The following is a 24,854-nucleotide window of genomic DNA, read 5'->3' on the forward strand; positions in this document are numbered from 1 at the left end:
GCGCCGAGCGCGCGGAGCTCATCGGGTGTGCCAGGTGCATGCTCCACCAGTGCAATCCCCGAGTTGCGAAGGCGGAGATAGGTTTCGATATCCCCCATGAGCACAGAGACTAAAACAGCACTAGCCACCCCGCAACCGGAGGAACATAATTCCTGCTTAGAAGGGGGCGGGAAGAAAGTGTCTCACAGGTGGGGTTAATGCCGACCAAGGGGAAGAAAAGCGCACGCGAGAACTAGCCGACGCAGGAGCCGGTTGGGATGGCGTCGACAAGCTGCGTGACGTCACCCACGTGGCCGCGCACCTCGTCCGCAGTGAGCGCATAGCCCGTATCGGAATCCTCCACAGAGGCACCAAACACCACGCCGAGCACCTGGCCCTCCGGGGTGATCATCGGGCCGCCGGAATTGCCCTGCCGGATGCTGCCGCGCACCGTGTAGGCATCGCGCTCCACGCGGCCCGTGGAGTAGATATCCGGCCCAGCGATGGTAAGGCGGTCGCGCACGCGCGCCGGTTCTGCAGTAAAGGGACCCGACTGCGGGAAGCCCAAGACGATGGCATCGTCCCCCGTCACAGCCGCGTGCTCCGCCCACGGCAACGGCTCTAGGTCCAAGCCCGGGCTATGCAACACCGCAATGTCCACATCCGAGTTGTAGTAAACCACATCCGCTTCCTTGAGCCCGAGCACGGTATCAAGACGCACCTTATCCGTACCCGCCACAACATGGGCGTTCGTGATGACGTAGTCCGGTTCCGTAACGAAGCCCGAGCCCATCAGGCGGCGCGAGCACGCCTCGGCATCACCCAGCACGTGGATAACGGATGGCCGCACGCGTTCCGCGAGCTCAGGATCCCCAATATGTACCGCGGGCGCATCCACCTCAACGCCCGAGCCGGAACGCTCCCAGGGCGAGACCAACGGCGGCAGCCCGGACTCGTTGAGGAGCGCAGCCAAGCCATTCGGCAACGCCGCCAGGCGCGAAGGCGCCACCGCATTCAGCGAGCTCAGCACGCGCGATTCACGCAGCGCCTGCCCCGGCTGGCCTCCCAAATTGGAGGCCAGGGGCAAGGACACCAACCAAATCACCACGATGGCCGCCGCAGCTTGGAACACCGCGCCAATCGACGAATCCACGCGCTGCCCCGACCGCGTACGCATGCGGTCCCGCAGCGCCATGCCAAGCGACGTCCCCACCAGCTGCCCCAGCCCCACCAGCAAAATGAGCACGCCGACGGCCAGCAAGAAGCGCACGGCCGCCTGGTCAGTCAGGCCCATCGCCAGCGGGGCCAGCACGGTTCCCAGCACCAGTCCCGCGATGATTCCCACCGCCGCGAGGACCGCTGCCAAAGCCCCCTGCCGCCAGCCCACGCGCACGGCGAGGAGCACGGCAATCACGATCAGAACGTCAACGACTAAGGACACAGAGGGGATACTTTCTTAAGGGCTGAAAGGAGCAGAACTAGCCTATCTTCTCATTATTCGAAGAGCGATCGAGTGAGTCACGCAGATCATGAACCAGATTCTTATCCCATTCCACGCTCCAGCCCGCGTGGTCCATGAGCCCGGATAGCACTCCCGCAGTAAATCCCCACACCAGGTATCCGCGTGTCCGAAACGCCGGCCCCTTCCACCGGCTAAAGCCCACCATCAGGCGGTTGGCAGGATCCACCAGCTCCCGCAGCGGGACGGTAAAGACGTCGTCGGTTTCTTCCGGACTCGCCGGCCACACGGTGCCCGGTTTATGCCAGTACGCCAAGACAGGGCTCACGGTGTTGCCGGTCGCCGGGATATCTAGCTTGCCCCACTGTTCAAGAGGGGTAACGGTGGAGCGGTCGAGGCCGGTTTCTTCTTCGGCTTCGCGCAGGGCGGCGTCGACAAGCGAAGTGTCCTCTTCATCCTTGCGCCCACCAGGAAATGCAATCTGGCCGGAGTGCGAGCGCATCGAGGGCGAACGGTGCGTGAGCAGCACCTCGCCATCCTCAAAACTCGTACCCTTCAGCAGCACCAACACTGCCGATTCGCGGCGGCGCCGAGCGGCCGGGAGGTGACGGATGAGGTGCTCTTGTACCTTGCCGGCATCAACCCCGAGCGCGGGGTGCAGCCACTCAGGGGCGTGCGCAGGAAACAGTCGGCTCATTTAAGAACCTCCTCGACGGCCTCCTCCAATTCTTTGGCGGAGGTAAAGGGTTTAATAAACTTCTCTTCCACCTTGCCATCGCGCACCACGAGGGTGATGGGGATGACGCCCGGCAGCCCGAGCTCGCCAGCAAAGGTCCCATCCTCGTCCTGGTAGCTGGGAATATCGACCTGCAGATCGCTCAAAAGCGCCGCACCGTTGGCGGCGTTGGCGTCCGCATGCACGCCGACGACATTCCACGTGGAGTGCGAGCGCGCAAGGTCTTCGAAGAAGGGCAGCTCCGTGCGGCACGGTTCACACCACCATGCCCACACCGTGACGATCTGGACGTCTTTGGCCGCCGCTGTACCGGCCGCGCCCAGGCAGGGAAGGTCCACACCAGCGATCGGCCCTTCGGGGCACTTGGGACGCTTGGCTACCTCTTGCTCCTGTACCTCGGGGACAGGGACTTCCGGCTCATCATCCTCAAGGAGATTCACCACGCCGACGAATGCGAGTGCTGCCAGCGCAACAATGGCAACGATGCTCGCCTTCACGTATCCAGGCCACCGAGAATATTGGCTCATTGCTCCACCTTAACCCCGCGACGGGCACCATGGCGCAAGGACGCAGGCCGCGCACTTCGGCTTCCGGGCGGTGCACACGCGCCGCCCGTGGAGGATGAGACGGTGTGAAAACACTGTTTGCTCCTCTTCGGGCACGCGCTTGGCGACGTCCCTCTCAATCGCCCGCGGCGTCTTTGCCCCAGTCAGACCGAGCCGCTGGCTTAAGCGCGTGACGTGGGTGTCCACCGTGATCCCCGGTAGCCCAAAGGCATTTCCGCGCACCACCAGTGCGGTTTTGCGGCCAACTCCTGGCAGGGAGGTGAGCTCGTCGATCCCTTGGGGCACCTGCCCGTCGAAATCCGCAACAAGCTTCTCCCCGATGCCCAGCAAGTGGCCGGCCTTCGCGCGCTGAAAGCCGAGTGGGCGGAGAATGCGCTCGAGATCGGAGCGGTCCGCGGCTGCGTAATCCGGTGCGGAGGGATAGGCAGCGAAAAGCTCCGGGGTCACCTGATTGACACGGGCATCCGTGCACTGCGCGGAGAGAACCGTCGCTACGAGCAGCTCCAGCGGGGAGGTGAAATCCAACTCACAGTCGGCGTCGGGATATTCCTCCGCGAGGGCTGTACGAATATGGACAATGCGCGCTGCCTCGGTATCGTCGTCATGCGGTGTGGAAAGGTCAGGGGACATAGAAGTAACTCTAGTGACGGCGGTTAGAATGGGAAGCATGATTTCACTCGTCCTCTTCGTGCCGCTGTGCCTCGCGCTCTTTGCCATTCTCATGGAGAAGCTAGAAGCGACGGCCTTCGAGGATTAACCACGGCGTGTGATTATTTTTCACGTTGGTGGAAATAGTGACTAATTACACTGTATGATGTTGTGCAGTGCCTCGTGGCGCACTGGAGTCTAGGTGCGTCAACATAAACCAAACCAGCTTGTGTCCCAGTGTATTCCGGGCTGCGCAGGCTTTAAGGAGTAACAGTGGAAGGCGTACAGGATATCCTCTCCCGCGCTGGTATTTTCCAGGGCGTCGATCCGGTAGCAGTACAGAACCTTATTGAGCAGATGGAAACCGTCCGTTTCCCGCGCGGCACCACCATTTTTGAGGAAGGTGAGCCGGGAGACCGCCTCTACATCATTACCTCGGGCAAGATTAAGCTCGCCCGCCACGCCCCGGACGGCCGCGAGAACCTGCTGACCGTGATGGGCCCGTCCGACATGTTCGGCGAGCTCTCCATCTTCGATCCGGGCCCGCGCACCTCTTCTGCCGTGTGCGTCACCGAGGTTACCGCCGCCACGATGAACTCTGAGATGCTCAAGCAGTGGGTAGCCGATCACCCGGCGATTGCCCAGCAGCTGCTGCGCGTGCTGGCCCGCCGCCTGCGCCGCACCAACGCCAACCTGGCGGACCTCATCTTCACCGACGTTCCAGGCCGCGTGGCTAAGACCCTGCTGCAGCTGGCGAACCGCTTCGGTGTACAGGAGGGTGGCGCGCTCCGCGTGAACCACGACCTCACCCAGGAAGAGATCGCCCAGCTCGTCGGAGCTTCCCGCGAGACCGTGAACAAGGCGCTGGCCACCTTCGCTCACCGCGGGTGGATCCGCTTGGAGGGCAAGTCGGTGCTCATCGTTGACACCGAGCACTTGGCCCGCCGCGCGCGCTAGGTCTTCAAGGCCGAACCTACATATGCTGCCTCCGGGCGGCTTTGGCCCAATGCAAAATCCCCCGAGAATTTCTCGGGGGATTTTCCTATGCGGTGTTTTACTTCTGAGCCGCGAGGTACTTCAGCGCAGTGCGCGTAGATTGCTCGGCGGCGTGGCGAAGGACCGGGTCGACGTCGTCATACATCTCATCGACGAGCGTCTTGACGTCGACATCCTCACCAAGGCGCCCGCGGACCTCCTTAATCTGGTCCAGGCGGTGGTGACGGCGGTCAATGTACTTACGGGCAACCGCGGAGGTGTCCTCCAAGTCCGGGCCGTGCCCTGGGAAAAGCGCTACATCCTTGCCACGCTCTTCGAGAAGATCCAATGTCTTCAGGTAGGCGCCCAAATCACCATCGGTCTCAGACAGCAGCACGGTGTGGCGGCCTGCGATGGTATCGCCGGTCAGAATGCCCTCCAGCATGGAGTTCTTCGCTTCCGCCGACCACACGAAGAAGCAGGTCGAATCTGCGGTATGGCCCGGGGTATGGACCACCTCAAGCTGAGGGGTGATGCCGTCGACGGTGATCACTTCACCGTCGACAAGCGCGTCCCCTCCGTTGCAGTAATTCGGATCGAAAGAGCGGATGGGGGCGCCGGTGAGCTGGCGCAGACGCTGGGCGCCCGATGCGTGATCATCGTGGCGGTGGGTAAGAAGAATCAACGCCACCTCGCCCGCTTTCGCGGTCACAACGTTGAGGTGACCTTCATCCTCCGGGCCCGGATCGACCACAATGGCGCGGGAATCTTCTCCGGCGCGGATGATCCACGTATTGGTGCCCTCCAAGGCGGTGTAGCTGGGGTTATCACACAGCACGACACCGACGGACTGGCTCACGGGACGCAGTTGGCTATATGCAGGATGCTCCATGGTTCTAACCCTATCCGATTACTCAGCGATTTCTACGATGATTTCAATCTCAACGGGGGAATCCTTCGGCAAGACCGCTACCCCCACCGCAGAACGCGCGTGGATTCCAGCGTCCCCGAAGACCTCACCGAGGAAATCCGAGGCACCGTTGATAACTGCGGCCTGATCCGTGAAAGAGGGATCCGAAGCTACGAAACCGACTACCTTTATCACGCGGGTAATGCGGTCAAGCCCCACGAGGCCATCGATTGCAGCCAATGCGTTCAGCGCCGCCGTGCGCGCCAATTCCTGCGCCTTGTCGAGGCTTACCTCTGCGCCGACCTTGCCGGCGGCAGGCAATTCTCCGCCCACAACGGGCAGCTGGCCAGATGTCCAGACCTGGTTACCCACTTGGGTAGCCGGGATGTAGGACGCGAGAGGAACAGCGACGGAAGGCAGCTCGACGCCGAGCTCTTCAAGGCGGGCAAGCGCACCCATTAGGATTCCTCCAAAGGGCGCTTGAAATAGGCGACAACGTTCTCCGGGTTCATGCCCGGGGTGATGGTGACGAGCTCCCAGCCGTCCTCACCCCAGGAATCGAGGATTTGTTTCGTCGCGTGCGTAAGAACCGGCGCGGTGGCATATTCCCATTTAGTCATGGAATCAATGCTACTAAATACCGATGAGTTCGCCACCCTCAGCAAGGTAGTGAGCCCAGCTAGTGATGTGCGGGTTCTTGCGCAGAAGCGCGCGGCGCTGGCGCTCCGTAAGGCCGCCCCACACGCCAAACTCCACGCGGTTATCCAGAGCATCCGCGCGGCACTCATTGAGCACCGGGCAGTGGCGGCAAATCACCGCAGCTTTTCGCTGCTCAGCACCTCGCACGAACAGTGCATCGGGGTCACCGTTGCGGCACTTAGCTTGGGTAACCCACTCACCACGCTCAGAAGTTAGCGAGGCATTCTTTAGCATTGTGGACCGTCCTGCACCTTTGACACTGACTGTCACGGCTAGGTAACTCCTTCCAAGCTCACCCCCGTCGAAGCTGAAGATCGTGAATAACCCTCTACTCGACGGAATATTATGTACCATTGGTAAGTCTATTCACAGACCGGTATCCCTGTCTAACAGGTCACACTTTAGGGGGGTCTCCCGGATCTGCACCTGAACCACTAGTGTGTGGAGGGTGACTGTGATCAAATCCCTGGGAAAGCTCGTCCTGTCCACAGCACTGGTCGGCGTCCTCATCGCGCTGGCCATCGCCCCCGTCGCCGGCGTTAGTGGCGTTGCCGTGGCCAGGACGAACGACACGATGCAATCGGACATCCAGGATCTCACCAACGGCGAGGCCCCTGGCGTGAGCACCATCTTGGATGCCAAGGGCAACACCCTTGCCTATATCTACGAGCAACGCCGCCATCCGGTGCAGCCGGATGAAATCTCGGATGCCATGAAGCAAGCGGTCGTGGCCATCGAGGACCGCCGTTTCTATGAGCACGAAGGTGTCGATCTGCAGGGCAATCTGCGCGCTTTGTGGACCAATTTGTCCGCAGGCGGCGTCTCCCAGGGTGCATCGACGCTGGACCAGCAGTATGTAAAGAACTATCTCCTCTTGGTCAATGCAACGACCGACGAGGAACGCCAGGCCGCGACGGAACAGTCCGTAGCCCGCAAGCTGCGCGAGATGCGCATGGCCACGGATATCGACGCCAAGCTGTCCAAGGATGAGATTCTGGCTAATTACCTCAACCTCGTGCCCTTTGGTAACCACGCCTATGGCGTTGAGGCTGCGGCCCGCACCTACTTTGGTACCAGTGCCGAGAACCTCACGGTGCCGCAGGCAGCGATGCTCGCCGGCATGGTGCAGTCCTCGGAGTATCTCAACCCTTACACCAATGAGGAAGGCGTCATCGAACGCCGCAACATGGTGCTCCAGGCCATGGCCGACACCGGCTCCCTCTCCCAGGAGGACGCCGATTCCTTTGCCCAGGAACCCCTGGGTGTATTGGATAGCCCCGATACCCTGGCCAATGGCTGCATCGGCGCGGGCGATCGCGGTTTCTTCTGCGACTACGTGCTGGAATACCTCGACGAAAAAGGCATCGACCGCGAGCACCTGACACGCGGTGGCCTGACCATCAAGACCACGCTTGACCCCGATGTCCAGGACCAGGCGCTCAACGCGGTGCGCAGCCATACCGCCCCGGATGCGGAAGGCGTGGCGGAGGTCATGAACGTCATCCAGCCCGGCACCAGTACCCGCAAGGTGCTGGCCATGGTCTCGTCGCGCACCTACGGGCTCGACCTCAACAACAACGAAACCCTCCTCCCCCAGCCGAATTCGCTAGTGGGCAACGGTGCCGGTTCGGTGTTCAAGCTCTTTACTGCCGCGGCCGCCTTGGAGGCAGGCTACGGCATTAAGGACAAGCTGGCTGTGCCTAAGCGCTACGAGGCGGAAGGGCTAGGATACGGCGGCGCTGCTAACTGCCCGCCCAACAAGTACTGCGTGGAAAACGCCGGCAGCTATGCCCCCACGATGACTATGCAGGACACGCTGGCCTACTCCCCCAATACCCCTTTCATCCAGCTCACCGAGCAACTGGGCGTCGAGCGCTTGGTCGACATCGCCGTCAAGCTCGGCCTGCGTTCTTATGAGGAACCCGGCAGCTACGACGGCGAGACTTCCATCGCCAACCACATCAAGGAATCCAACCTGGGTTCCTTCACACTCGGCCCCACAGCAGTGAACGCGCTGGAGCTGTCCAATGTGGGTGCGACGGTGGCCTCGCAAGGCATGTGGTGCGAGCCGAACCCCATCGAGGAAGTCACGGACTCCCACGGCAACGAGGTCTACCTCAAACACACGCCGTGCGAGCGCGCAGTGGGCAAGGAAGTAGCCAAGGCCCTGGAAAACAACATGACGGCCGATACCGAAAAGGGCACCGCTGCCGACTCGGCACGCGCTGCCGGCTTCAGCGGTCAGGCCGCCGCCAAGACCGGTACCACGGAGTCCAACCAGTCCTCGGCTTTCTTGGGCTTCAACTCGGCCGTCGCTGCCGCACCGTATATCTACAATGACGGGACCACCACGAGCCCGCTGTGCACCGGCCCCGTGCGACAGTGCGCCAGCGGCAACCTCTTTGGCGGCAAGGAGCCGGCGGCAACCTTCTACACGATGGCCGCGCGCGTTCCCGCGGCACAGAAGGGCACGGTGCCGGACTATGACCGCGCCTATGACTCCGGTACGGTATCGCCGCTTATCGACGGCCTGAAGGGCAAGTCCGAAAGCCAAGCCCGGTCCGCTCTGGAGAAGGCCGGCTTCGTAGTGAAAACCACCGAGGTTCCCGCCCCCGGTGTGGGCTACGGCAAAGTGGTTCGCGTCATCACCGGCCCATCCGGCGCAAAGAAGGGTTCGGAGGTCACGCTCCAGCTTTCCGACGGCTCCGCAAGCGACTCCTCTTCCGCGAACTCGGACCAAGCAGCTTGGGACTCCACCTACGGCGCACCCCCTGCCCCAAGCGGTGACGGCGCCGGCACTGGTGGCGGCCAGCCCTCGCAGTCTGAGCCGCTATTCAGCCAAGAAGACGTCGACCGCTTCACGAATGACGTGCGGAGCTTCTTCGGGCTCTAGTGCCGAGCGCTAAAGCGTGAATATCGAGCTAAAGCGTAGAACGGACTAGAGCGGGCGCGCTAGGGCGGGAACACTAGCGCGCGAGAAGGCGGGCTCTAGTTAAGGGCGGCCTTCACTGCGGTAGACAGGCGCTTGCCGTCGGCGCGGCCGGCGGCCTTAGCGGTGGCCACCTTCATGACGTTGCCCATCTGCTTGATGGTCACCGGCTCGCCGGAATCCTTCTCAACCTCGGCGATAGATTCAGCGACGAGGGTGTTCAGGGAGTCGTCGTCAAGCTGCTCTGGTTGGTAGGCCTCGAAGAAGGGGACGTCGGCAAGCTCTTCCTCCGCCAGCTCCGGGCGGCCATTTTCTGCGTAGACCTCTGCGGATTCGCGGCGCTTTTTAATCTCGCGGGCGATGACCTTGAGGATGTCCTCATCGGTAATCTCATGGCGAGAACCAGTCGTTTCCTCCGCCTGGATGGCAGACAGCAGAGAACGGATGGCGCTCGTACGGGCCTTGTCCTTGGCCTTCATCGAGGTCTTGAGGTCAGCACGGATAGTTTCTTTCAACTCACTCATGCCCTTCAATCTACGCCTGCCGGCCCAGGTAGTGTGGTGAGAGTGAAGATTTACCCTGTCCTTGGCGGACTCGCCGCCGCTGGTCTGGGCACTGCCGCATGGGCGCATTCAGAGCTCACCAAGTTCGAGCTCAAGGAGTACACCCTGCCGCTACTGGAGCCCGGTACGCTGCGCGAGGAGTCCGAGTTTCGTATCCTGCACGTGTCCGACCTCCACATGATTCCGGGCCAACGCGCCAAAATCGAGTGGGTCTCGGGGCTTGATGCCCTTGACCCGCACTTGGTGATCAACACCGGTGACAATCTCTCCGACGAGCGCGCCGTCCCCGAGGTACTCCGCGCCCTGGGCCCGTTGCTGAGCCGCCCGGGCATGTTCTGTTTTGGTACCAACGACTACTGGGCGCCGCGCATCCCGAATCCCTTCAACTACCTGGTCGGAAAGAAGAACGAACCTTCCTACGTGAACCTGCCCTGGAAGGGCATGCGCGCGGCCTTCCTCGAGCACGGCTGGCACGACGCCAACCAGGCCCGCGTAGAGTTCAAGGTCGGCGACGTCCGCCTCGCTGCCGCCGGCGTGGATGACCCACACCACGACTTGGATGACTACTCAGAGATTGCCGGTGCGCCGAACGAGGACGCCGACCTTTCCCTGGCACTACTGCATTCCCCGGAACCCCGCGTCCTAGAGAAATTCGCCGCCGACGGCTACCAGCTGTCCCTGTCCGGGCACACGCACGGCGGCCAGCTCTGCCTGCCTTTCAAGGTAGCGGGCTCGCGCTCCATCGTGACCAATTGTGGCATCGACCGCGTTCGCGCGGAGGGCCTGCACCGTTTCGGAGAGATGTACATGCACGTCTCCAACGGACTGGGCACCTCGAAGTTCGTTCCCTTCCGCGTGTTCTGCCGCCCGTCGGCCACTCTCCTGCACATCACCGAAAAGGCCGCCTAGGGATACCCCCTCCACGCTGCCGTTTTGTCCTTTCAGGCTGGGGTGCGTTACAGTAATCCGGTACCGCTTAGAGCGAGACACCGGGATATGGCGCAGCTTGGTAGCGCGCTTCGTTCGGGACGAAGAGGTCGCAGGTTCAAATCCTGTTATCCCGACCACAAACCCGCAGGAAACTGCGGGTTCTTTTGTGTTTTCACCGAGCAGCAGGTGCCGACGGGCAGAGCCGCCTGCCCCGCCTAGAAACTCGAAGAACCACCGGAACCGGAAAAGCCCGAGCTAAAGCCACTATTGACGCCACCGCTGCTGGAGGAGCTTTCGCGGGCGGTGGTGGCATCGCTGTCCCAGGTGCTCACAACGTAGAAGGGCACGTAGCCGTGGTAGCCGGAACCGGCGAAGAAATTGGAGTCATAGATACGCGTGCGCTCCGGCCGCTCATCGGCCTCGTTGCGCTTCTGCAGCTGCGCCTGCAGGTGCTCCGAGAGCAACGCCGAGCGGTCCAAGAGCTCCAAGTAGCGCTCCATGAACTGCGGGTGGTTTGGCTCCTTGGACAAGGCCACGGCGGCGTCCTCCAGCTCCTTGGTGTGACGCTCAAGCGCCGAGTCGATATCCGCAGCCAAGTATCCTGCCTGGGCCAGGTCTTTGCCCAACTCGTAGAGCTCGAAGCGGCGGGCATCGACATCAGCGTCTTCGATTCGGTGCAGCTTTTCAATGTTGACTTCGGCGGTTTCCACGCGCTCACACAGTTCGCGCGCGTGAGCGATGGGTTCGGCATGCGAGCGGAACTGGTCATCCGGCGCGTCAGCCGGTATCGACATCAGCGAGCCTACTTGGGAGTCGATAGCGAGGAAGTCATCGCGCAGACCCTCCCAGTCCTCACGTAGGCGCTCATCTACCAGCCCCGATTGCAGCGAGTGCGCCCGGATATCGATCTCCCTCAGGCGCTGCGCCACATCGGTATAGGTCTGCGACACGTAGTCCCAATCCTCGCGCGCCTGCTGCGCCTTCTTCTGCCGGCTGCGACGAGCACCGCCGACGATGCCCGCGCCCGCGCCACCAACGCTCAGTCCCGCCGCCCCCAGGCCAATGGCCGCCCCAATGCGCCCATTTTTCGCGCTCTCATACTGGGTATCCGCAGCACGGTCCACATCGATCGCTGCCGCCGCGCCTGCAAAAAGACCAGCGGGAATGTTGTCATCCCGCACGCCCGGCTTAATGGCTTCGATGGACTGCTCCAAATGGCTGTCACCCTTGCGCAGCTTCATCCGATCGGCCACGTCCTCACCCGCGAAGATGAAGGCCTGTCGCGGGTCAAGGCCTACGCCGACGAAGACCTGACCATCGGCAAACTTGTCCTTGCCAATGAGCTCCGGGTGATGATCGCGCAGGTACGCCTCCACGGAGTCGTTGACGTTTTCTTTGTTCTTGGCAAAGACCATGTAGTGCAGCCCCTGGACCACGTCGGGGGCGGCGATCCGGGAGACATCGCCGAGCATGCGCTCTTCTTCCTCCGGGGAAAGCACATCGTCTGGGTCCATGATGTCGGCCTGCACCTCACGCTGCGCGGGCTGCATGAGAAAATCGGAGCGCTCCGGCTCATCGAAGACCGCCAAGCTCGTACCCACACCGATTCCCCCAAGCAGCAACCCGCCCACCAGGGCCGTACCAATAATCGCGCCAACGGAGGTTATTTTGGGGCCGCGGCTGGCAGCAAAAGGTTTGATATCGCGGGAGTCGGTCACGGTGAGCCTCCAATTCCGGAGCGGTCGTTTCCGCCAACTTTACCCCCACAATTGGAAACGACGCGGTGCCCCTACAGCAGCCGCGTCGCCCCTATTCCCTATCACTCACAACGGATTGGAGAAACCGTTTGCCTACCCCCTAAGTAGGCTTTGTGAGCGCCTCTCACTCTAGCACTCTTTTCATTCACAGCGGTAGCAAAATCTGGAAATGCACGTAACGTATCTTGACACTTATGCGATGTGCCGTCCGCAGACCTGTGAACTAGGCCTTTTCTTTGCCTTCCCGCCCGGCGGGTGCGCCTACGAGCACGAAGGCCGCGACCGCGATCACCCCCAAAATAGCCAGGGCTGTCCACAGCTGCGGGGACTGCCCACCATTGCCCGCCACGGTAATGGCGGAGGTTGCCCATTGCATGGGGAAGAGGTGCACGAGCGCGCTCATCGCGGCGTTGAGATCGGTGCCGGTCGACGCCGCCTTCCACGCCCATCCCACGACGCCGACCTGTGCGACAGCAAGCACACTTCCCAGGAACCAGCCGCCCGCACCAAGCCAGCGCACCAGCGCGAACACCATGCTTGCCGACGCCACCCCAGCCCCCGCCGCCGCAAGCCCCGCCCAGGCCACCGCGGCCGCGGTCACGCCGGTAGCCAAAAGAGCCACGAGCAGGCCCACGACAACACCGATGAGCACCGCTCCGCCGAGCAGCACGAGGATACGGCGGTCGACGCGCGTGAGCAGAGCACCAATAACGCCCCCGCCCAGAACCGCAATAGCCGCAAGGAGCATAGCGACGATGGGGCTCAGCAGCTGAGCGGGCTCGGCACCGGCCTCAGCGGGCCCGGCGACGGTCGGCATCGCACGCTGCGCTCCCTGCACCTTGGTCTGATTCTGCTTGGCCATGCCGTCGACCTTTTCTGCTCCTTCCACAAGCTTGTCCACGCCCTTAAGAGCCTCATCGACCTTGGCATTGAGCTCGCCAATGCCAGCATTGAGCTGTTGTGCGCCCTCCGTGGCTTGGTAGACACCATCGTGATAGGCATAGCCGCTCACGGACAACTGGTTGGAAAGCTCGCGCGAGCCATCCTTCAACTGCGTCAGTTGGTCCTGAATGGACTGATCAAATTGGAAGTTCTCCACTTGGCTGCGCAGATCACCGAGCTGCGCGCGGATGTTCTTTGCCTCCGCCGAGTTATTCCCTTCCAGGTCTTTGAGGGTGCCGTCGATTGCCTGCAGGATCTGTCCGCGAACCACCCCGAGACCGATGACTTGGTCGACGGCTCCGCCGACGCCGTCAGCCAGCTCAGTAGCACCGTTGCCCAGCTGCGCGGTGCCGGACTGCAGCTGCACAAGCCCGTCATAAAGCTCTTGCGAGCCGCCAGCCAGCTTGTCTACTCCGCCGCCGAGCTCACCGGCGCCATCCTGCAGCTCGCCGGTGCCATCGGCAAGCTGCTGCGCGCCATTAGCCAGGAAGCCGGCCTGGGCATTGGCTTCGGAGAGGGCTCGGGCGACGTCGTAAAGCTCAGCCGGATCGATGGTGCCATCGCTGGGCGCACCCGCCTGTTCCTGGGACCAGGTCTCGGCTGGTTGCCATTCGGATACGGCGGCGACGGCCGCGCCGATGATGAGCGGCAGGATGAGCACGAGGGTGAGGATAAGAGCGCGGGCGCCAATTTTCCGGTTGGCATCTGCAGGGCTGGCTAGGCGTGAGGTCATGTAAAAGAAACTATCGTTCACGCTGCGCAAAAGCGGTCAGGCGCGCGGAAAAGCCCCGCCAGGAACTAGCTTTAATGAACTAGACCGGCGGGGCTTTTGAAGCCACGAGATTAACTCACTGAGGTGGTATTACTCCTTTTCAGCGAAAAGCTCGCGCACGCGCTTGCCCAGCTGCGGGGAGACAGCATCCCAGTAAGCGTAAACGCGCTCCTCGGTCTCCGGGGACACGCCTGCCATGGCATTGGTGATGTTGTCTGCCAGACGCTCCTTGGCACCATCGTCGTAGACGTTCTCGTACAGGTCGGTGGCCTGTATGGTGTCATTGTCTTCAGCGTGATGGACGTAGGGCGCGCGAACCAGGTCGATACCTGCCGGGTCCGGGTTTACGTAGAGGTCCGGCGCGGTGGTGGTCTCCTGCTCCTTGAAGCGCAGGTTCTCATCACCGTCGAGGTAGCCGCCGCCCTTGGCGTGACGGTTCGGGGAGTAGACCGGATCCTCCGGAGCGTTGAACAGGTACTGCATCGGCCCCTCATGCTCATAGGTGTTGACCTGGTTGAGCGGCTGGTTCACCGGCAGCTGCTTGTAGTTCGGTCCAATGCGGTAGCGCTGCTGGTCGGAGTATGCAAAGACGCGTGCCTGCAGCATCTTATCCGGGGACAGGCCAATGCCCGGGACGATGTTAGACGGATCCAGGGCAACCTGCTCAATCTGCGCGAAGAAGTTGCGCGGGTTGCGGTTGAGCACGAAGTATCCGACATCTACCAGCGGGTAATCCTTCTTGGACCAGGTCTTGGTGAGGTCGAAGGGGTTGAAGCGGTACTCCTCAGCCTCCGCCACCGGCATGATCTGAACCTTGACGTCCCAGACCGGGAAGTTGCCTTCCTCGATGGCGTTGTAGAGGTCCTCGCGGTGGTAGTCCGCGTTCTTACCAGCGATCTCCGTGGCTTCGGCGTCGGTGAAGTTCTCCACACCCTGGCGAGTCTTGAAGTGGTACTTCACCCAGAAGGCATCGCCGGACTCGTTGACCCACTGGAAGGTGTGGGAGCCGTAGCCGTTCTGGTGGCGGGTGGTCTTCGGGGTACCGCGGTCACCCATGAGGTAGGTCACCTGGTGGGTGGTCTCCGGGTTGCGGGTCCAGAAATCCCACTGCATGTCAGCATCGCGCAGGCCGTTGGCGCCCAGACGCTTCTGGGAGTGGATGAAGTCGGGGAACTTGATGCCATCACGAATGAAGAAGACCGGGGTGTTGTTGCCCACGATGTCGTAGTTGCCGTCCTCAGTGTAGAAGCGCAGCGCGAAGCCGTGGACGTCACGCCAGGTATCCGGGGAGCCCTGCTCGCCGGCAACGGTAGAGAAACGGCCCATCATCGGGGTCACGGTGCCCTTCTGGAAGAGCTTTGCCTTGGTGTAGGCGGAGACATCCTCGGTAACATGCAGCTCACCAAAAGCGCCGTGGCCCTTAGCGTGCGGGGTGCGCTCCGGCACGCGCTCGCGGTTGAAGTGCGCCAGCTTCTCAATCAGGTGGATGTCATTGAGCACTACCGGGCCGTTCTGGCCAACGGTGATGCTGGTGTTCTCAGTAGCAACCGGCTGACCGGACGGGCGGGTAGTGTTCGGGCCGCCCGGGGCGCGCTGCCCCTTGTCTAGAACCTTGTCTGCCGCGGACTCATTCGAAGCGTTAGTCATGGGGTTAATGCCTCCTAGATCGGTTGATAATTTGCTTTACATTATCAATCACGGACCTTTCATAGACTACCCATAAAAAATGACCTGCGCAACAGTTTTTAAGGTTGCCAGAGGTCATAGCCTTAACACCGAGGTGTCCAAATCCCACCTCCCCGACTGGTAAGTTATGGGAGGTGAAACGACACTCCGAGCGCGACGATGCGCGCGTCACCGACCTCGCCCTCAAGGCAGGCCGCGGCGATCGCGCAGCCCTCACGGAGTTCATCAAGTCCACCCAGGATGATGTCTGGCGCTTACTCGCCCACCTCGGCGGCCCCGACATCGCAGACGATCTCACCCAAGAGACATATCTGCGCGTCATCGGCGCACTCCCCCGCTTCGCCGCCCGTTCCTCAGCGCGCACATGGCTGCTTTCGCTTGCTCGCCGCGTATGGGTAGACAACATCCGCCACGACATGGCCCGCCCACGCAAGTCCAGCACCGAGTACGAGGATGCCGCCGCCCTTGCTGCGACTCCCGAAAACGCCGGAACGTGGAGCGAGTGGATCGACGCCCGCGCACTTATCGACGCCCTCCCAGAAGACCGCCGCGAAGCCCTCATCCTGACCCAAGTTCTGGGCTATACCTACGAGGAGGCCGCGAAGATCGCCGGGGTCCGCGTGGGCACTATCCGCTCCCGCGTGGCCCGCGCTCGCAAGGACTTAATCGACCAACGCGGCTAATCGTTATCGAGCCGTTACAAATCGGCTTGGCCGGTCATAGAACCTGCACCTACATGCACCAAACGGCAAATTCTCGCGCCCCCGTCACCGCCCATCCTGGAAGAAACCGCGGTCCCAGCTGGAAAATACCTATCGAACACACTTAATATTTTTCGAGGCACACGTGATAAATCGATAGTCGAACCGGGCCCGCGAGGCTTTCCCATTTGCCCGCACCACACCTTGGGTAGTGATGGCATCCCCCGGCGCGTGTGAGATTGAGAGACCTCTTTACTTTATGTGGAAACGCGCAGCGGCCATTTCCATGGCCTTCATTGGTGTCGTCGTCGGCGCCGGTTTTGCCTCCGGCCAGGAAGCAATCCAGTACTTCGTGGCTTTCGGAAACATGGGCCTATGGGGCGTACTCCTTGCAGCCGCCCTCATGATCATTACTGGTGTAGCCATTTTGCAGCTCGGTTCCTATTTTCAGGCCGACGAGCACACAGCCGTCTACGACAAGATTAGTGGCCCCATCGTCTCCCGGGTGCTGGACTGGGGCACCCTAGCCACCCTGTTCTCCATCGGCTTCGTCATGTTCGCCGGTGGTGGCTCGACCATCAGCCAGCAGTTCGACGGCGTGCCCATCTGGGTGGGTGGGGCCGTGATGCTCGTGCTCGTCCTGCTGGTGGGTCTCCTTGACGTGGATAAAGTCAGTTCTGTTATCGGCGCGATTACGCCCTTCATCATCATCTTCGTGGTTCTGGCCACCGGTTACACCATCATCGTGACCGACGTCGACTGGTCGAGCGCCAACGATTATGCCGTCACCCACGTGGAAAGTCCCCTCAACAACTGGTGGCTGGCCGCACTAAACTACACCGGTCTCAACGTCATGTGCGCGGTCTCGATGTCCATCGTCATCGGCGGCAACATCCTGGATAACCGCGCCGTCGGTGTCGGCGGCCTCATCGGTGGCTTCTTCTACCTGCTTCTGCTTGCCCTCCTCGTGGTTTCCCTCTACATGGTGGCGCCGGATGTGCACAAGCAGGACCTGCCGGTGCTCTCGCTAATCCATAACGTGAACCCGGCCCTGGCTTACTTCATGACCTTCATCATCTATGGCATGGTCTTCAACACCGCCATCGGCATGTTCTACGCCATGGGCAAGCGCCTGACCCGCAAGAAGCCGAAGCTCTTCTACCCCGTCTACGCAGGCGCCTGTGTCGTCGGCTTCATCCTCTCTTTCATCGGCTTCAAGCAACTGGTCTCCAGTGTCTACCCGATTCTGGGCTGGATCGGCCTGCTCATGATTGCCGTCATGGTCATCACGTGGATTACCCAGCGTGACAAGATCACCTCTGAGTCTGACCGCCGCGTGCGCGCCCGCACCCTGGTCAAGCGCCGCCTGGACCCGCGCGAGCACTTCACCAAGAAGAACGAGCGCGAGCTGCGCAAGCTGGCAGCGGCCTCCAACATGGAAACTGAAGAGTTTGTCTCCACCGTCGCCGATGAGATCCATGAAGAACTCGAAGCTGACGATGAGATTGAATACGACCGCGAGGACCCGGATCCATCCGTGACCTTTGTGGAGCACACCAAGCCCGAGGTCCCGAAGGACTAGCGTTTCCCCGCTGACAGAAGAAAAGTCCGCTCCCAGAGTGATATCTGGGGCGGACTTTTCTTATTTATGCGGGTTCTAAAACTCGCTGCAGCTTTGCCTTTAAACTAGCAGCTCCGCAATCTGAATGGTGTTGAGCGCGGCGCCCTTGCGCAGGTTATCGCCGGAAACAACGAAGATGAGACCCTTGTTATCTTCCACCGTCTGGTCTTGGCGGATGCGCCCAACCAGGGAAAGGTCGATGCCTGCTGCCGCCAGCGGGGTCGGCACATCGACGACCTTGACGCCCGGCGCAGAGGACAGCACCTCGCGGGCCTGCTCCGGGGTAATCGGCTTCTCGAACTCCGCGTGCACCACCATGGTGTGACCGGTGAATACCGGGATGCGCACGCAGGTGCCAGAGACCTTCAGCTCCGGGATGCCCAGGATCTTGCGGGACTCGTTGCGCAGCTTCTGCTCCTCGTCAGTTTCTTCCGTGCCATCATCGACGAGGTTGCCAGCCAGCGGCAGCGCGTTATACGCAATCGGGGCGACGTAGGGGCCCAGATCCTCCTCGGAGACCTCGAGCGCCGAGCCATCGTGGACGAGCTCCACGCTGCGGTCACCGATGGACGCTACCTGCTTAACCAGGGTTTCCACGCCTGCCAAGCCGGAACCGGAAACGGCCTGGTAGGAGGCGACGCGCATGGTGGTGAGACCGGCGGCGTCGTGAAGCGCCTTCGTGACCGGCATGATCGCCATGGTCGTGCAGTTCGGGTTCGCGATAATGCCCTTCGGGGTGTTGCCCTTTTCCTGCGGGTTCACTTCCGAGACGATGAGCGGAACATCCGGGTCCTTGCGCCACGCAGAGGAGTTATCCACCACGATGGCACCGGCCTCGGCGAAGAGAGGGGCATACTCCTTCGAGGTAGCGCCGCCGGCGGAAAACACAGCGACGTCAATCCCAGCAAGGCTTTCAACGGTCTGCTCCGCCAAATCTTCCACGACAATCTTCTCCTCGCGGAAGGTGAGCTCCTGGCCCGCCGAACGCGCGGAGGCAAAGAAGCGAACCGTATCGGCCGGGAAGTTGCGCTCCTCCAAGAGGGTGCGCATCACGCGGCCGACCTGGCCGGTGGCGCCTACAACTGCAACAGTGGTCATGACCTTAACTCCTTAAACTTTAGCGTCCGGTACCAGCATAAACGGTGGCCTCTTCCTCGCCACCCAGCTGGAACTTCTCATGCAAAGCAATGGCTGCCTTATCGAGATCGGCCTCGCGGGTCAGCACGGAGATGCGAATCTCGGAGGTGGAAATGAGCTCCATGTTGACCCCAGCATCACGCAACGCTTCCGTGAAGTCGGCGGTGACACCCGGGTGGGACTTCATGCCTGCGCCGACGAGGGAGACCTTGCCCACCTGGTCGTCGTACAGCACGTTGGCCCAGTGGCCCTCCTCCTTGAGCTTGGCCAGGATCTCCATTGCCTTCGGGCCATCGGAGCGCGGGCAGGTGAAGGTGATGTCGGTGGTGCCGGACTCCAGGGAGGAGACGTTTTGCAGCACCATGTCGATGTTGATCTCAGCGTCCGCGATGGTGCGGAAGACCTTGGCTGCCTCGCCGGGGCGGTCCGGAATGCCCAAAACGGTGACCTTGGCCTCGGAACGGTCGGTGGCGATACCGGTAAGTACTGCTTCTTCCACGGGGATATCCTCCATTGATCCGGCAATCAGCGTGCCGGGGTCGGTTGAATAAGACGAGCGAACTCGAAGGGGAACGTTGAACGCGCGAGCGTACTCGACGCTGCGCAGGACCAGAATCTTGGAGCCGACGGCCGCCAGCTCCAACATCTCTTCAAAGGAAAGCTGGTCGAGTTTCTTGGCGTTATGGACGATGCGAGGGTCGGCGGTGTAGACGCCGTCGACATCGGAGTAAATCTCACACACATCGGCCTTAAGTGCTGCCGCCAGCGCCACCGCGGTGGTATCTGAACCGCCGCGGCCGAGGGTGGTGACATCACGCGATTCCTTATTGACGCCCTGGAAACCCGCAACGATGCAGATCTTGCCTTCTTCCAGCGCTTCGGTAAGGCGGCCCGGGGTGACGTCAACAATGCGGGCGTTTCCGTGGCGCTCGGTGGTGAGCACGCCGGCCTGGGAGCCGGTGAAGGATTGAGCCTGCGCGCCCAAGGACTCCACCGCCATGGCAACGAGCGCGTTGGAGATGCGTTCGCCAGCGGTCAGCAACATGTCCATCTCGCGCTGCGGCGGGACGGGATTGACCTGGGCGGCAAGGTCTAGGAGTTCATCGGTGGTATCCCCCATGGCGGAGCACACGACAACCACGTCGTTGCCCTGTTTCTTCGTCGCCACAATGCGCTCCGCCACCGCGCGAATGCGCTCTGCGCTTTCGAGGGAGGATCCCCCGTATTTCTGTACGACTAGGGCCACTGATGGTCCCACCTTTCCTGTTTGTGAGGGCCAATATCTGTTCACCGCCCAATACCTATAGACCGGCAGTCAACTCCTTTAGCCTACCGCCCTTTGGCTACCATCGAAACACGTACTGGGTATTAATTCCAGGTAGGGTAGAAACAGTGTTTTCAAACCTGGTCGCCATTGCGTTCGCACTGGCCTCGGCACTAGTCGTGGCCTGGGGAACTGTCATACGCCACCGCATCGTGTTGGACGCCAGCTCCCGCAGCGTCATGCGCACTGCAATTCGCACGCCCCTATGGTGGGTTGGCACCGGTGCCGCCGTTGTCGCCTATGCCTTGCAGCTCATCGCGCTCCATTTCGGCACACTGCTCATCGTGCAGCCCATCCTTGTCCTATCCCTCATGTTCACGCTGCCGCTTGCTGCATGGTATTCCCGCCGGCCGATGCCGCCGCGGGAGGTCTTCTGGTGCCTGACGCTGACCATCGCGGTGAGCATCATGGTGGTCTACGGGCGCCCCACCGCAGGCTTGACGACGCCCACCTGGTCCCAATGGTGGCCCGCCTTCGCCCTCGGCGCGCTGACACTCACCGCGCTCTTCGTGGCGGCCCATAACCGGCCGGAGGAATCCGCGCTGGCACTCGGCGCCGCCTGCGGCATCCTCTACGGCTACGTGGCGCTCGTAGCAAAAGCGGTGGTTGACGTCCTCTCCCACCAAGGCATCGCAACATTGCTAGCCAGCTGGGAGCTATACGCACTCATCGGACTAGCGGCTGCCGGCACGGTCATCCAGCAGTATTCCTTCCACGCCGGTGCCTTGGCGCACTCCCTTCCCGCCATGACCATCATGGAGCCCATCGTGGCTTTCGGCTTAGGCTACTGGGTCCTGGGTGAAAAATTTCAGGTCGAGAGCGTTGCGGGGTGGTGCGTGATGGGCGCTTCACTCATCATCATGATCGCGGCGACGATCGTCTTATCGCGCGTTCCGGTCAACCCGGGAAGCACTCAGCGCGCGGAGCAAAGCCCGCGCTAGATCGCCCACTCAAAGACCACCAGCATATACGCGGAGAACCACGCTGACCACAGGACCCATGCACCACAGGCAGCCCACAGCACGCGCGGCCGCAGGGCACTAGCCGCGCGCACAACCCACGGCAGGATCAAGATAATGGCGGGCAGGAGGAGACGCGGGCGCGAGTGCATGATGCCGTCGGAAAGCAGCACATTCGCGCAAAGCGCAGCACTAAACCACCAGGCCACCGGGGTAACCCTCCCCCATGCTGCCACCAGCAGCACAGGAACGCCCACGATCACCAGGGTGGTGAGCAGGTAGCCCACGTCGTTGTTCTCAGTCAGGGTTTCCCACACGAACTGCACGGTTGCCACACCGCCATCAAAGGTGGAATTCCAATGCTCAGTTTGAATCCCGAAGTAGCCACCAGCATCTGCCAAATAACGCTGCGTCCACAGTAGATATGCCGGTAGCGGGAGCGCTGCGACGACGACACCAAGCCACGCCTGCCAGGAGCGCCGCCCATAAATGAGCACCCACAGAGCAAAGACGGCGAGGAAGTCGACGGAGGTCAACCGAACGAAGGATAAGGCGAAGCCGAATGCCGCTGCACGCCACCAGGCGTGATCATCTAAGGCTATAAGCCCCCACACCACGAGGGCACCGAAAAGGGCCTCGGTATAGGGCATCGAAAATACGATAGACATCGGTGCGCTGCTCACCACGAGGGCCGCTGCACATTGCCCACGACGCTGCGCACCCACGCGCCGCGCCAAAACAATGACTCCGGCGGCCATGACTGCAGTAAGCACGGTGTTAACAATGAGCGCGGCTATCTCCAGACTGATTCCAGTCCAGCCCAGCACCCGCAGCAGCATGGGAAAGCCCGGAAAGAAAGCCATAGTGATTTCATGGACCGGGCCATCCGTGTTGATGTCGGCGTCGAAATACCCCGCGCGTGCGATTTCCAGGTAGTACTTGGAATCCCAGGCTGTGAGCCGATCCCACATTTCCTGTTCATTAACGGCGGCAATGACGCCGAGAACAGTGATACGCACTGCGGTGCCGACAACCGCGACCAGCACAGCAACCGACAGAAGCGCTAGCCTCCCCTGCGCACCTGCCGGGGAGGAAGCAGCTGATAAGGCGCCTTCTACTGCGGTATCCGCCCGAGGTTCCGGTCTCGTCTTTGTGGAGTTTTCTTCGTGCACGCCACACATCCTATCCACACCGCACCACATCCCAATATGTGAAATCAGTTGCCACACAATGAGAAGCGTTGTATTGTGGCTCACATGACTTTGCGGCACACTCTTCTCCTTAGTAGCCGCGGCGGGATTTAGGTTTGTAGCTTTACGGCCAGCGCCCCGTCGCGGAGCGTGGTGATGCCAACACACACCGAAGCTGGCCGTTCCCCACGATTCGCTCCACAGTTGCTCATCACAGCGACACAGCGAAACACACGCCTCACATAAGGAAGAGACCAACACTATGTCCCCCAACGATTCTTTCATCTCCGCTCCCCGCGAAATCACCACCCCAGCCGGCCCGCGCAATGACAACCAACCTGCCTGGAACAAACAGCGCGGTTCCTCGATGCCAGTTCACCGCTACCAGAGCTTCGCCGAAGAGGTCGAGCCGGTTAGCCTGCCTGACCGCACGTGGCCGGATAAGAAAATCACCGTGGCTCCGCAGTGGTGCGCGGTGGACCTGCGCGACGGCAACCAGGCCCTCATTGACCCGATGAGCCCCGAGCGCAAGCACCGCATGTTCGACCTGCTGGTCACGATGGGCTACAAGGAAATCGAGGTGGGCTTTCCTTCCGCCTCTCAGACGGATTTCGACTTCGTGCGCGAGATTATCGAGGGCAACAAGATTCCGGAAGACGTCACCATTCAGGTCCTGGTACAGGCCCGCGAGCACCTGATCCGCCGCACTTTCGAGGCATGCCAAGGCGCAAAGAACGTCATCGTGCACTTCTACAACTCCACCTCGAAGCTGCAACGCCGCGTGGTCTTCCGCAAGGACCGCCCGGCCATTAAGAAGCTGGCAACGGACGCTGCGGAGCTCATCAAGAGCATTGCCAAGGATTACCCGGACACCAACTGGCGCTGGGAATACTCGCCGGAATCCTTCACAGGAACCGAACTGGACTTTGCTGTTGAGGTCTGCGATGCCGTTGTCGACATCATGGAGGCAACTCCAGAAAACCCCATGATCATCAACCTGCCTTCCACCGTTGAGATGATCAGCCCGAACGTTTACGCCGACCAGATCGAGTGGATGCACCGCAACTTTGCTCGACGTGATTCCATCATCATGTCCCTGCACCCCCACAACGACCGTGGCGAAGGCATCGCCGCCGCTGAGCTGGGCTACATGGCCGGTGCAGACCGCATCGAGGGCTGTCTGTTCGGCAATGGTGAGCGCACCGGCAACGTGGACATCGTCACCCTGGGACTGAACATGCTGACCCAGGGAGTGGATCCGCAGATCGACTTCTCCGATCTGCCGAAGATCCGCGAAACCGTGGAATACTGCAACCAGCTGCGCGTACCGGAGCGCCACCCCTACGGCGGCGAGCTGGTGTTTACGGCCTTCTCCGGCTCACACCAGGATGCCATCAACAAGGGACTGGACGCCCTGGCACAAGAGGTGCGTCCGGGCGCGAACAACACCGAGGTCTCGTGGGAAGAGCTGCAGGAAACCACCTGGGAGGTCCCTTACCTGCCCATCGACCCGAAGGATGTCGGCCGCGATTACCAGGCGGTCATTCGCGTCAACTCGCAGTCCGGCAAGGGCGGCGTTGCTTACATCATGAAAACCGATCACGGCATCAACATGCCGCGCGCCATGCAGGCGGAATTCTCCTCTGTCGTCCAAGCAGTGACCGACGCCGAGGGCGGCGAGGTCAACTCCAAGAACATGTGGGACATCTTTGCCAACGAATTCCTGGAGCGCACTTCCCCGCTGGAGCTGGTCTCCTTCCAGGTGGACAACTCCACCACGGAGGATGAGGATGCCAAGGTAACCGCAACCATCGTCTTCAACGGTGAAAAGCGCATCGTCTCAGGCATCGGCAACGGCCCTATCGCCGCATACGCTAATGCCCTAGAGGATGTCGGAATTGATTTTGAGGTCATCGACTACTCCCAGCAGTCTCGCACCTCCGGTGACGATGCGGAGGCGGCCTGCTACATTGCCGCCGAAGTCAACGGCGCCCAGGTTTGGGGTGCCGGCATCGCCGGCTCCACGACGCGCGCGTCCATCAACGCGATTACCTCTGCCGTCAACCGCGCGGACTAACGCTGACCACATCCGCCGACCAGCCAGAGGAAGCAGAAGAAGGAGGAGCTCGGCCTCATCACCCGACCTCCTCCTTTGCGTATAATCCCCAGCACAATCTCTTTTGCTAATGTTTCCCCTTGCAACGCTGTGCTGGATATGCGCTGTTGTAGCCCATCACGGCGAGTTATATAATCAACAAAGATAATTTTTCACAGGAACAATTTGAGCATCTTGTGCGGTTAAACGGATTTAAGTCCACGCTACGACATTCCCTACTGCGCACGGTTTCACACCTAGCGAATTCGGCACGGT

General features: G+C 61.4%; 22 protein-coding genes and 1 tRNA gene. 8 read left to right on the plus strand and 15 right to left on the minus strand.

The features are described from left to right. Window positions 1-232: 232 nt before the first annotated feature. The 4 genes from QP363_RS11540 to nth are packed head-to-tail and all read right to left on the minus strand — an operon-like array spanning window position 233 to window position 3,370. Complete coding sequence (locus tag QP363_RS11540; protein ID WP_070645395.1) at window positions 233-1,420, minus strand: MarP family serine protease; 1,188 nt, start codon at window positions 1,418-1,420, stop codon at window positions 233-235. 37 nt (window positions 1,421-1,457) lie between these two features. After that, window positions 1,458-2,135, minus strand: a complete 678-nt coding sequence (locus tag QP363_RS11545; protein WP_070645397.1) for a CoA pyrophosphatase — start codon at window positions 2,133-2,135, stop codon at window positions 1,458-1,460. Beyond that, window positions 2,132-2,701 (minus strand): TlpA disulfide reductase family protein, encoded by a 570-nt coding sequence (locus tag QP363_RS11550; protein WP_070444213.1) that lies wholly within the window; start codon window positions 2,699-2,701, stop codon window positions 2,132-2,134. Before QP363_RS11550 ends, QP363_RS11545 begins: the two co-directional genes overlap by 4 nt. Window positions 2,702-2,710: 9 nt before the next feature. After that, window positions 2,711-3,370, minus strand: coding sequence for an endonuclease III (gene nth, locus QP363_RS11555; protein ID WP_246823953.1), 660 nt, complete (start codon window positions 3,368-3,370; stop codon window positions 2,711-2,713). A 291-nt stretch (window positions 3,371-3,661) separates the two neighbouring features. Between nth and glxR the strand changes: the two genes are divergently transcribed. Beyond that, complete coding sequence (gene glxR / locus QP363_RS11560) at window positions 3,662-4,345, plus strand: CRP-like cAMP-activated global transcriptional regulator GlxR (protein WP_010189962.1); 684 nt, start codon at window positions 3,662-3,664, stop codon at window positions 4,343-4,345. 97 nt (window positions 4,346-4,442) lie between these two features. Here glxR and QP363_RS11565 read toward each other — a convergent pair whose 3' ends face one another. From QP363_RS11565 to QP363_RS11580, 4 genes are read right to left on the minus strand one after another with little or no spacing between them, the layout of a single operon-like run. Further along, the gene (locus QP363_RS11565) at window positions 4,443-5,255 is read right to left on the minus strand and encodes an MBL fold metallo-hydrolase (RefSeq protein ID WP_070645401.1); all 813 of its coding nucleotides are present in this window, start codon (window positions 5,253-5,255) and stop codon (window positions 4,443-4,445) included. Window positions 5,256-5,273: 18 nt separating this feature from the next. Next, window positions 5,274-5,732 (minus strand): RidA family protein, encoded by a 459-nt coding sequence (locus QP363_RS11570; protein ID WP_010189964.1) that lies wholly within the window; start codon window positions 5,730-5,732, stop codon window positions 5,274-5,276. Next, entirely contained in the window at window positions 5,732-5,893 is a 162-nt protein-coding gene (locus tag QP363_RS11575; protein WP_010189965.1) for a DUF4177 domain-containing protein, read from the minus strand. Before QP363_RS11575 ends, QP363_RS11570 begins: the two co-directional genes overlap by 1 nt. 13 nt (window positions 5,894-5,906) lie before the next feature. Further along, complete coding sequence (locus QP363_RS11580) at window positions 5,907-6,206, minus strand: WhiB family transcriptional regulator (RefSeq protein WP_070444216.1); 300 nt, start codon at window positions 6,204-6,206, stop codon at window positions 5,907-5,909. A gap of 214 nt (window positions 6,207-6,420) precedes the next feature. On the opposite strand from QP363_RS11580, the gene QP363_RS11585 reads away from it, so the two are divergent. Next, window positions 6,421-8,865: a transglycosylase domain-containing protein gene (locus QP363_RS11585; protein WP_246823954.1), complete on the plus strand. Its 2,445-nt coding sequence runs from the start codon at window positions 6,421-6,423 to the stop codon at window positions 8,863-8,865. 95 nt (window positions 8,866-8,960) lie between these two features. Here the strand turns inward: QP363_RS11585 and QP363_RS11590 are convergent, their stop codons facing one another. Then, window positions 8,961-9,425 (minus strand): GatB/YqeY domain-containing protein, encoded by a 465-nt coding sequence (locus tag QP363_RS11590; RefSeq protein ID WP_010189970.1) that lies wholly within the window; start codon window positions 9,423-9,425, stop codon window positions 8,961-8,963. A 42-nt stretch (window positions 9,426-9,467) separates the two neighbouring features. On the opposite strand from QP363_RS11590, the gene QP363_RS11595 reads away from it, so the two are divergent. Next, window positions 9,468-10,373 (plus strand): metallophosphoesterase, encoded by a 906-nt coding sequence (locus tag QP363_RS11595; protein WP_201828790.1) that lies wholly within the window; start codon window positions 9,468-9,470, stop codon window positions 10,371-10,373. A gap of 81 nt (window positions 10,374-10,454) precedes the next feature. Next, window positions 10,455-10,531 (plus strand) — tRNA-Pro (locus QP363_RS11600). A 78-nt stretch (window positions 10,532-10,609) separates the two neighbouring features. Here QP363_RS11600 and QP363_RS11605 read toward each other — a convergent pair. The 3 genes from QP363_RS11605 to QP363_RS11615 form a co-directional block, all read right to left on the minus strand. Continuing rightward, window positions 10,610-12,112: a hypothetical protein gene (locus tag QP363_RS11605; protein WP_284764646.1), complete on the minus strand. Its 1,503-nt coding sequence runs from the start codon at window positions 12,110-12,112 to the stop codon at window positions 10,610-10,612. 262 nt (window positions 12,113-12,374) lie between these two features. Further along, window positions 12,375-13,826, minus strand: a complete 1,452-nt coding sequence (locus QP363_RS11610; protein WP_070717011.1) for a hypothetical protein — start codon at window positions 13,824-13,826, stop codon at window positions 12,375-12,377. A gap of 129 nt (window positions 13,827-13,955) precedes the next feature. Beyond that, entirely contained in the window at window positions 13,956-15,512 is a 1,557-nt protein-coding gene (locus tag QP363_RS11615) for a catalase (RefSeq protein WP_070717014.1), read from the minus strand. Between the two features lie 173 nt (window positions 15,513-15,685). Here QP363_RS11615 and QP363_RS11620 point away from each other — a divergent pair, with 173 nt between their 5' ends. Continuing rightward, window positions 15,686-16,234, plus strand: a complete 549-nt coding sequence (locus QP363_RS11620) for an RNA polymerase sigma factor (RefSeq protein WP_070444226.1) — start codon at window positions 15,686-15,688, stop codon at window positions 16,232-16,234. A gap of 277 nt (window positions 16,235-16,511) precedes the next feature. Then, the gene (locus QP363_RS11625; protein ID WP_284764647.1) at window positions 16,512-17,834 is read left to right on the plus strand and encodes a hypothetical protein; all 1,323 of its coding nucleotides are present in this window, start codon (window positions 16,512-16,514) and stop codon (window positions 17,832-17,834) included. 99 nt (window positions 17,835-17,933) lie between these two features. On the opposite strand, the gene QP363_RS11630 is transcribed toward QP363_RS11625, so the two are convergent. Together QP363_RS11630 and QP363_RS11635 are read right to left on the minus strand one after the other, a co-directional pair. Beyond that, complete coding sequence (locus tag QP363_RS11630) at window positions 17,934-18,971, minus strand: aspartate-semialdehyde dehydrogenase (protein ID WP_070444230.1); 1,038 nt, start codon at window positions 18,969-18,971, stop codon at window positions 17,934-17,936. Window positions 18,972-18,990: 19 nt separating this feature from the next. After that, on the minus strand, window positions 18,991-20,256 hold the full coding sequence (locus QP363_RS11635) for an aspartate kinase (RefSeq protein ID WP_070444232.1): 1,266 nt from the start codon (window positions 20,254-20,256) through the stop codon (window positions 18,991-18,993). 146 nt (window positions 20,257-20,402) lie between these two features. Here QP363_RS11635 and QP363_RS11640 point away from each other — a divergent pair, with 146 nt between their 5' ends. After that, the gene (locus QP363_RS11640; RefSeq protein WP_284764648.1) at window positions 20,403-21,275 is read left to right on the plus strand and encodes a DMT family transporter; all 873 of its coding nucleotides are present in this window, start codon (window positions 20,403-20,405) and stop codon (window positions 21,273-21,275) included. Here the strand turns inward: QP363_RS11640 and QP363_RS11645 are convergent. Beyond that, window positions 21,272-22,474: a mannosyltransferase family protein gene (locus QP363_RS11645; RefSeq protein WP_284764654.1), complete on the minus strand. Its 1,203-nt coding sequence runs from the start codon at window positions 22,472-22,474 to the stop codon at window positions 21,272-21,274. The genes QP363_RS11640 and QP363_RS11645 overlap by 4 nt on opposite strands. A 271-nt stretch (window positions 22,475-22,745) precedes the next feature. Between QP363_RS11645 and leuA the strand changes: the two genes are divergently transcribed. Further along, window positions 22,746-24,560, plus strand: coding sequence for a 2-isopropylmalate synthase (gene leuA / locus QP363_RS11650; RefSeq protein WP_284764649.1), 1,815 nt, complete (start codon window positions 22,746-22,748; stop codon window positions 24,558-24,560). Window positions 24,561-24,854: the final 294 nt, after the last annotated feature.

This window comes from Corynebacterium sp. UMB6689 (genome assembly GCF_030215295.1).
Classification (GTDB): Bacteria; Actinomycetota; Actinomycetes; order Mycobacteriales; family Mycobacteriaceae; genus Corynebacterium; species Corynebacterium aurimucosum.

Coding starts and splice junctions, on each gene's coding strand:
- QP363_RS11545 (WP_070645397.1), bottom strand. CDS start 2,135: ATGAGCCGACTGTTTCCTGCGCACGCCCCTGAGTGGCTGCACCCCGCG.
- QP363_RS11565 (WP_070645401.1), bottom strand. CDS start 5,255: ATGGAGCATCCTGCATATAGCCAACTGCGTCCCGTGAGCCAGTCCGTC.
- QP363_RS11630 (WP_070444230.1), bottom strand. CDS start 18,971: ATGACCACTGTTGCAGTTGTAGGCGCCACCGGCCAGGTCGGCCGCGTG.
- QP363_RS11610 (WP_070717011.1), bottom strand. CDS start 13,826: ATGACCTCACGCCTAGCCAGCCCTGCAGATGCCAACCGGAAAATTGGC.
- QP363_RS11590 (WP_010189970.1), bottom strand. CDS start 9,425: ATGAGTGAGTTGAAAGAAACTATCCGTGCTGACCTCAAGACCTCGATG.
- QP363_RS11625 (WP_284764647.1), top strand. CDS start 16,512: ATGTGGAAACGCGCAGCGGCCATTTCCATGGCCTTCATTGGTGTCGTC.
- leuA (WP_284764649.1), top strand. CDS start 22,746: ATGTCCCCCAACGATTCTTTCATCTCCGCTCCCCGCGAAATCACCACC.
- QP363_RS11615 (WP_070717014.1), bottom strand. CDS start 15,512: ATGACTAACGCTTCGAATGAGTCCGCGGCAGACAAGGTTCTAGACAAG.
- QP363_RS11570 (WP_010189964.1), bottom strand. CDS start 5,732: ATGGGTGCGCTTGCCCGCCTTGAAGAGCTCGGCGTCGAGCTGCCTTCC.
- QP363_RS11580 (WP_070444216.1), bottom strand. CDS start 6,206: ATGCTAAAGAATGCCTCGCTAACTTCTGAGCGTGGTGAGTGGGTTACC.
- QP363_RS11645 (WP_284764654.1), bottom strand. CDS start 22,474: ATGTGTGGCGTGCACGAAGAAAACTCCACAAAGACGAGACCGGAACCT.
- QP363_RS11550 (WP_070444213.1), bottom strand. CDS start 2,701: ATGAGCCAATATTCTCGGTGGCCTGGATACGTGAAGGCGAGCATCGTT.
- nth (WP_246823953.1), bottom strand. CDS start 3,370: ATGTCCCCTGACCTTTCCACACCGCATGACGACGATACCGAGGCAGCG.
- QP363_RS11575 (WP_010189965.1), bottom strand. CDS start 5,893: ATGACTAAATGGGAATATGCCACCGCGCCGGTTCTTACGCACGCGACG.